Annotated in this window: 5 protein-coding genes; 1 reads left to right on the forward strand and 4 read right to left on the reverse strand. The window is 33.1% G+C overall.

Translation table 11 applies throughout. The features are described from left to right. Window positions 1-834: hypothetical protein (locus tag EV143_RS21040; RefSeq protein WP_133509878.1), on the reverse strand; the 834-nt coding region annotated here is incomplete at its 3' end. A 106-nt stretch (window positions 835-940) separates the two neighbouring features. Here EV143_RS21040 and EV143_RS21045 point away from each other — a divergent pair. Continuing rightward, window positions 941-1,138 carry a hypothetical protein gene (locus tag EV143_RS21045; RefSeq protein ID WP_133509879.1) on the forward strand — a complete coding sequence of 66 codons (198 nt, stop codon included), beginning with the start codon at window positions 941-943 and terminating at the stop codon, window positions 1,136-1,138. An 88-nt stretch (window positions 1,139-1,226) separates the two neighbouring features. On the opposite strand, the gene EV143_RS21050 is transcribed toward EV143_RS21045, so the two are convergent. From EV143_RS21050 to EV143_RS21600, 3 genes are all read right to left on the reverse strand, one after another. Then, a complete protein-coding gene (locus EV143_RS21050; RefSeq protein ID WP_133509880.1) occupies window positions 1,227-3,248 on the reverse strand; it encodes a hypothetical protein in 2,022 nt (673 codons plus the stop codon). A 4-nt stretch (window positions 3,249-3,252) separates the two neighbouring features. Beyond that, window positions 3,253-5,490, reverse strand: a complete 2,238-nt coding sequence (locus EV143_RS21055; protein ID WP_133509881.1) for a hypothetical protein — start codon at window positions 5,488-5,490, stop codon at window positions 3,253-3,255. Further along, window positions 5,490-8,320, reverse strand: a 2,831-nt coding sequence (locus EV143_RS21600) for a coiled-coil domain-containing protein (protein WP_166638200.1), incomplete at its 5' end; no start/stop codon positions are given. The genes EV143_RS21600 and EV143_RS21055, both read right to left, overlap by 1 nt.

Consider the following 8,320-nt stretch of genomic DNA (forward strand, 5'->3'; position numbering starts at 1 on the left):
AAAGAAGTATTTAATATTTCCGGTACCACTATTATGTTCAATTGTAACATCATGACCAGTTCTGTTTTTAAAGAAATGCGGCTTACCAGGTCTTACATATTGAATATCATATTGAGCTGACTTAACACTTGTTGCAGATCCTTCTAATGAAACGGAACTTCTAACATCAGTTAAGTTAATCTGATCAAGGGCTAAAGTAGCACCGTAATTAATAGTTATATCTCTACTTTCAAATTTTTCAACAAGATCAATTGCGCTTCCATTATAACCTCCGCGATCAAGATAATTTGATAGATCTACAGGATCCGTTGGATCTCCTACGGAACTATCTGTTACATATATTGAAGAAAGAATAATTGTATTAAGCGGTTTAGTTGGAATTACTGCAATTCCAGCAGTTTCATCACCTCTTTCAATAACAATGTCGTTCGAGGTATTCATTATTAAGATATCAAACCTATTTAATCCAGTCGCCGCAAAAGGAACTTCACGCGCGGTTTCTGTTGATTTAGTATAATACACATCGTTTATACGCCAAGTTGGTATTGGAATGATCGGAACAATCGCTTCATTGATTCCAGAAATTTCATTATAAACAATAGTAACAGCGCCTACTGAAATTATTTCATCAAAATTACTATTTTCAATAGCATCTATAATTTGACCAACTGTAATTCGCTCAGAAATACCATCACGAGAAACATGAATTCTTGATGTAGGATCTAAATATTCTTGAGCCGGAAGTTCATCAATCTTTTTTGCATTGGTGGCAATTGCATTTAATTTAGCGGAAATTGCTGCTACTTGTTCCGTGATGTATGTTTGAAAACTCATGATGGATATTTTATTCAACAAATGTAAAATATTTTATTCTATTTAGAATCATTCTAAACAACAAAGTCAATTAGTTAAGACATTAATATTTAATAACTTTGCTACTATGGGAATACTTGTAATACTATTTTTCGTGATTGTAGGCGGTTGTTGGATGATCGGTAAGGGTATTGGAAATGCTTTGTTTCCAGATAAAAAAGATTCAACTTATGTTGATAAATCAACTACAATAGTGCATCATCACCATTATCATGATAATAGATCGGTTCATGTTGATGGAAAACAATTTAAAGATTTGAAGTAACATTTTAATTATATTTTAGTAAATCAAATTAACTACATGCCTAAGTTTTAATTAAAAAAGCCTCTAATTATTTAGAGGCTTTTTGCTATTAATATCCAAGATATCCGGATTCCGTTTGAATTAAACCTGGTATTTCAACTTCACTTCCATCAAAATCTAAATTTCCACTTCCTTGTGAGTTGTAAACACTACCCGTTTTAATCATATTTGCCGTTAATACGTAAAGGTTTGATTTCTCAAGAGGACCTTCTGTGCTGAAAGATCCATTTTTTACGTAACCGGTTCCATTTATCAAAACATTCTCATGTGATAAAGCTATCATTATTTTTCGCCAAATTTCTTTAGTCACAGGTTCAAAAACAAACTCATCTACTTCATATAAATCTGCAGATAGCAAAATTGAGTTTGTATCGGTTTTATGAACCTCACTTTCTTCATCTACCTTGCCTTTCACAAAAGTTATTGGAATCCTGATTTTGAATTCAATTCCAGTTGAATAATAAACATCCGTATTCGTTGAATTTCTATATCTAATTTCCACAACATCATCATGTTTTACTTTACACCAAAGTTCTTCACTTAAATGAGTTATTGTTGTGAAATTAGGATCTGAATTTACAAGTTGAACTCTGAATTTTTGGTCAATGTAATTTGCCATGTCGATTGCGTACTCATAAACTTCATAATTGAATCTATTAAATATTGAGCCGGCAACAATACTAATTTCAGAACCGGTATAAGTTTGAGAGAATACAATTATATCTGCATTTTTGCTTTCGTCAAAAAGAACTTCTTCGATCAAAAACCATGCATTTGAAATCACAATATAATTTCCGACAGTGGCCCATTCCGGAAGCAAACCATTTAAAGAATAATTTCCGTTGACAACATTAGTATCGTAATTATAAGTGTTTCCTGAAAGAAAGTAAACTCCGGTTTTTCCATTTCCTATATTATATTTTCTTGCATCTCGTTTGTCCTTAATACCGATATTATTTGTTTTTTTCTCTATCGGAACAACAACTTCAGTAAGATCTTCTTTTATAACTTTTGCAACATTACTCGCAAAATTAGACTTGAACTGTGTTTGAACAATATCAGCGCTTTGGAATTGCTGAACTTCCTTGTAAACTACATCAACATCTACCTCACAACTCAAAGTATTCTCATCTGTTTTATAATTCTCAGAATCCCCAAAAGTTATGCGATTTGCATAACGGATAGAATTTGATTTTGAGATATAGAAAAACGGGTTTTGAATTCCAAATTCATTTACTGAAAACGTTTTTGTAAATGAGCAGCCTAAATGATCACGAACATATAAAGTAAAATCTCCAGTAGTAAGCCCTGAAAATGTGTTCAATGTATGCCATGTGATACCATCCAAGGAGTATTCTAAATTTAATCCGGATGTATTTATATTCTCAACAATTACAGTTGCACCGTTTGGACTATTATTTACATTGATAATGAAATTGGAAGCATTTAACAAACTTGGTAAATTTATATATCTTGAGTCTGTTTTTCCATTAGAATCTTCTACTATAACATTAATGGTTTCACCTCTTAGCCAATCAAAATTAAAAGGATTGCTTGCGTTAGGATTTACGACAACCGGGCTTAATATTTTAACAGCTAATAAATCAGTTGTAACATTTACTTTTACTTTCTGGCAAGGTGTTACACTTGCAGTTGCAAAACTTGTGTTTGTTATATGAATAACAGCAACAGTAGCTTCGTTTTCAATGAATACCGTTACATCAGGATTTGGAGTTATAACCGAAAATACAGCACCGGGATACTTTGCAGTAACTACAACACGGCCAATACCTTCTCCATAACTTGTATTTGTTACAGTGAATAAGCTACTTGCATTGTAATCCAAATTAAACGCCTGTCTATAATTTACAGAAACATTTCCGGTCCATCCTGTTGGAGGATCTGCCCCAGGAATATGTCCAAAATGAGGCAACTGAGTTTGACCACTTCCTAAACGATAATATTTAAATATTTCGTTTAAATTCAAACCATAAGTAACCTCTGAAATATTTAGAACTGATTCTTCTGCAGGAACAGCGTTGAACTCAATTGTAATCTTTGAATTTGCCATTTTATTATCTATTAACTTTTAATACTTTCCATTGTCCTTTTCCGTTTGGCTTAAGATTCATCAAAAAACCCTTTTCAATATCTCTATCTTCATTTATAAATTCAACTAATCCATATAGATTTAAAACTTTTTTCCCTAAAATCATTGTGCTGCCATTCACTTGCTGCATAATATCGAAATCGCACAAATGTTCAAACTCTATATATTGAGGAATAAACCTTGCAGTTTCTAATTCAGAATTCATGATATCTCCATTTTCAGCATACTCATGACCGCCAATAAGTTTTGTTTTTAGTAATCTATTCGAAGTAGATGATCCAAACTTCAATTTATTAGTTGCATATTTAATCAAAGATGCCGATATCCACCATCCATGTCGAAGCAAAGAATTAACGGGCGAAAACCTTAAATTCGTAGCTGTCTCCGGGCTAAATATTCCAGTAGGAGCATTCTCAAAATCATCCTGCCATTTTCTTTGCTGATAAATTTCTGCAGAGCCTTTTTTCAAATCCAGAAACCATATATCTTCATCATAAGTTGTGTCTTCGGTATCTCCCAACGATTTTGGTTTACGTCTGGCGAACTCCATTCCATAACTATCAGCTCGATACTTAGAAATTTGGGTATAAACATTTTTAAGTTTACTTATTATTGTGGAAAAATTAGACTTTACATTAAACTCATCCAATCCGAACGCTTCTTCATAATCTCCACCCTTTTCATAACCATTCTCAATTGAAGAGTAATACTTGTCTACAGCTTTATATCTTTTAACAGATTTAACTTGATTTGGAAGTCTTACCGTCACATTTCTATTCCAAAAATAACTTCGTTTCTCTATTCTCACTCTTTCTACATTTCCGATATTTTCAATTCCCATTCCTAAATTTAAAACTGCAGTTGTGGAAGTTGTGAAATCTTTAAATGATGTAGTAATTGGCTTAAACAAATTCGTTATCTTATTTTGAAGTGAAGTTTCTTCCTGAGGTAATGGTAATTTATCAAATTGTCGTACCCAAAAACCATGAGTAAAACCAATGTATGCGCCTTCGCCATCAACTGGATAACCTAAATCAGTTCTTCCAAAATAATCAGAATAGAAAACACCTTGTTTGTTAGTTGCAATTGTCACAAGTCTTTCAGCTAATTCATGCGCTAAAATTGCCTTAGTTATAGATTTATCTTCAAAACTATCCTCGTCAAGATCAACATAACATAGAACGTTCGATACGTCAATTTCTAAACGCTGTGAAGGTGAATCATGAAAATCAACATTCTGATCAAATACAAGTTGTAAGCTTTCATTAGTCAATAGATCAATTGTTGAATCAAAATTAACTGAAAATGTTTTATCATTTAATTCCTCGTAAGAACCTCTTTCAAATAAAAATCTATTCTCTTTAAAGTTCAAGTCAGTAGAACTATACGTCCCTATTCTAACAAAAAACTTAAAAAAATCTACATCATCAAAAACCGTAATATTTACTTTAAATTGAAGCTTTACCTTAATTTTTAGTTCGCGATCCTTATCAGATAATGCAAAAAATAAATTTCCAGCCTGGGCACTTCCTGTTCTAGCCCAAGAATTATCAACGACTAATGTATCTGAGATTGGAGATTGTGTTTCGACATGTGATTTATTAATTAATTCCATTGGAACCGCTATTGTACAACCTCTGACATTTCCGTCAGAAGATGTACTCACCAAGTGAACAGAATTTGCAGATGCTTTAGTCTGAAATTTTGATTGAAGAAAGATCCTCCTTCCTTCAAGTTCAACACTTATCGTTTTAAGTTCCGGAATAACACTATCATTCATTGTAGTTGTTCGATCTATTTCAACACTTTCAGATTCACGCGCTTTAATCTCTTGTTCTAGCCCTCCCGAATTAAATTTAACCGAAACTTGTTTATTTTCTTTACTCCATGTTGACATATCCAAATATCCTGAATAAGTCAAAGTCCAAACATCTGTTTGTGGATGTCTTTCGTTTCTCACAAGTTCTATTTCAGCTTGAATGTCATATATATCGTCTATCAGCTGAATAAAATCAGCTGCTTTACCAACGAATTTCAAAGAATTAGAAAATTTAGGAAATATGCCGTCATATGTATCGTGCCTGGCATATTCCTTATCATCATCCGTCCAACCAATAGGCTCAACAGTAACAATTTCTCCTAAATCTTTGTTTTTTAAGATATACTGAACTCGGTCGTTATATTGTGGATTTATATTTCCCATTAGTTCCAGTTAGTATTTTTAGATTTCCAAATAGCATGAGGTATGTCAATTTTTGGCGCATTAAAAACAGGTTGTTTTTGATTTTTAATTGCTTGTGTATTCCTTTTCAATTCCTGAAGAAGTTCCTTTCCGTATGATGCTTCAAAGTATTGAGTTGCCTGAAAATCACTCATTTTTCTACCTTCCATATTTAAGCTGGCTAGCATTGCGGCTCTTTGCACTTTTTTATAATCATCAACTGATTTATGTACCGTATCCCCTTCATAAAGCTGAACAATTTTGTTCATTCCGGAATATACTTTAGTTGTACCATCTTTAGATTCTACAACCTCAGTAACTCCACCGTCGTTGATCATTGCAATCTCTTTTGGACCTCCTTTACGTCCTGATTTATATTTAGGAATTGGAGTAGCTAATATTGATGCGATTTCAATTGCGCCTACTGCCGCTGCTAATATTGCACCTACATATCCGCTATCTGCAAAACCTTTCATTACAGCCTGAGCTGTGTTGATAATAGTCATATTTATAGCCACGGCCCTATTGAATTTAGCCTGCTTTTCCTGTTCTTTACGTTTCTTTTTTTCTAAAACATCGTTCTTCTTATCGCGTTCCTTTTGTAATAAATCCTTTTGCTTTTCATCTTTACCTGCAAGTTCTATTTGCTTAGCATAATACTCATCATTCTTAGTTTGCTCCGTTTCAATATTTTGAATTCTTCCTTCAAAAATTGCATTACCTAAATCCTCCAGCACTTGGGTTAATTCTCTAGATCTTTCTTCAATTTTTTTGAAATTATCTTCTTCAAAAAATAGAATTTTTTTATTGGCACTGTCATTATTGGCTACGTTTATATCTGAATTTTCAAGTTTTAATCTGGAAAGTTCATTATCTATTTGTTTCCGTTTTTCCGCTGAAATCCTTTCATTTTCCGGAAGTTTGTCCTGAGCTGAAAGCAAATCTTCAATTGCTTTTATCTGTATTGCATTTGCTTCTTTGGCAGCAGATCTCTTTATCTCAACTATCCTTCTTTCGTGCTCTTCCTGTGCTTTCTCTAAATCTGTAAATTTATTTAGTGAAGCATTGAAAAGAATATTTTCAGCTACCAAAGCCTTGTTTAGTTTAGTATCCTCTAAAAGTAATTGATCATCAATACGTTTTTGAGTAATCGCAACTTCGCTATCGATGATAATCTGTTTGTCTTTTACACTTTGAAGTTCTAATTTTTTCTTTTCGGAATTGTATTTTTCTAAAATTAGAAGCTCGGCTGCTGTTAACTTCTCAACTGCTAATTTTCCAGTAGTAATTGCTAAAATCCTATCATTTGTTGACTGGAAGAATAGCTTTCTTTTTTTAGCAGTTAGCTTTTCCAATTCCTTACCTTCTAAAGAATTATTAAGCAATTCGTATTCTAAAGTCTCCTGATTTTTAGATTGTCTCAATTGTTCATTTTCCAAATATGCATTTGTCCGGATCTCGATGCTTTTCTTTTCATCGTCAATGATCATTTGATTGATGTCTATAGAATTTTGCAGACGAAATTGATTGAGACTATAAATAGCCTCTCTCAACCTTTTTTGTTGGTCTAATTGCTTTTTAATTAGTTTCTCATTGTCTTTATCCTGAGATTTATTGTTGTTGTAAATCAGATCTCTTTCGTCGTTTAAGGCTTTGATTTTAGCTTTTATTATGTTTCCTTCCTTTCCGGATTTATCGGATAACGCACCAATAAGATCTTCCTGAGCTTTAATTTCCGCGTCAATCATATCAATTGTACGAGGACCATCGCCAGCTTCTTTTGCTTCCTTATCTCTTAATGCAATTGCCTTTTTCTGAGCATCTGTCAATCCTTTAAGCGCATTGATATGTGCAATTGTATTTGCTATAGCTTCCTCATTTTGAAATCTTTTTCTAGCGTATAGCGCGATGTCTTCTTTGGTAAGGTCAAGATAACCTTGAAAAGTACCACCTCTCTTTTTAAGCACACCATCCATTTTAACTACATAACCAATTCCCTCAACTAAAGAGCCATTATTTTTGTCATTTGAAACGTTTAAATATTCTTGTTCCTTCCTTAAGTCTCTAAGTAAAGCAATATTCTGTTCCAGTTTTACTGCATTCTCGGCTTTGAACATTTCATTTCTTGCCTCAACATATGCTCTGGTCTTTGTTGTATTTATTGCAATAGCATTACCATATTTATCCATTTCAGATGTTGCACCTGGAACCGTTTTAGCTAAAATCTCAATTATTTTATTCAACTCTTTTTGTTCATCAGTAGATAACTTTGTTTTTGCTTTCAAAACATCGTAACGGTCTGATAGTTCATTTATTGATTTTGCATTTCGATCTGTTACGGCTTTATTTTTCAGAAATTCATCAGTATTTTTCTTTATCTCTTGGTAGTTTTCTTCTAATGATGTTGTAAGCTTATTGTACAGATATATAACCGTTGCTAAAACAGCAATAATCAAAAACAATGCGTTAGCTTTTAATGCCGCATTTAATCTTGATGTAGAAGCCGTAGCAGCGTTCATTGCAGCAACATTCGCTGCGTGTGAAGCAGCAAGTAGATCAGTTGATACCGCATTTTGTCCAGCAGCAGCAGTATTTGCTTGTAAAGCAACTGTATTCTCAACAGTTGAAACAGTACTTAAACTTGTTGCGAATGCCATCAAACGAGTTTGTGCCGTAGCCAGGAATAATTTAGCTTTATAGGTCAGCCAAAGTGTTCCGGCAAAGACTGCTAAATCAATGAGGGTTTTAAGATTACTACTTAAAAATCTCAAAACTGACGTCATAATAACAGTTCCACCGGCAGCTTCATTTG

Origin of the sequence: Flavobacterium chryseum (genome assembly GCF_004362015.1) — a bacterium.
In the GTDB taxonomy this organism is placed as follows: Bacteria; Bacteroidota; Bacteroidia; order Flavobacteriales; family Flavobacteriaceae; genus Flavobacterium.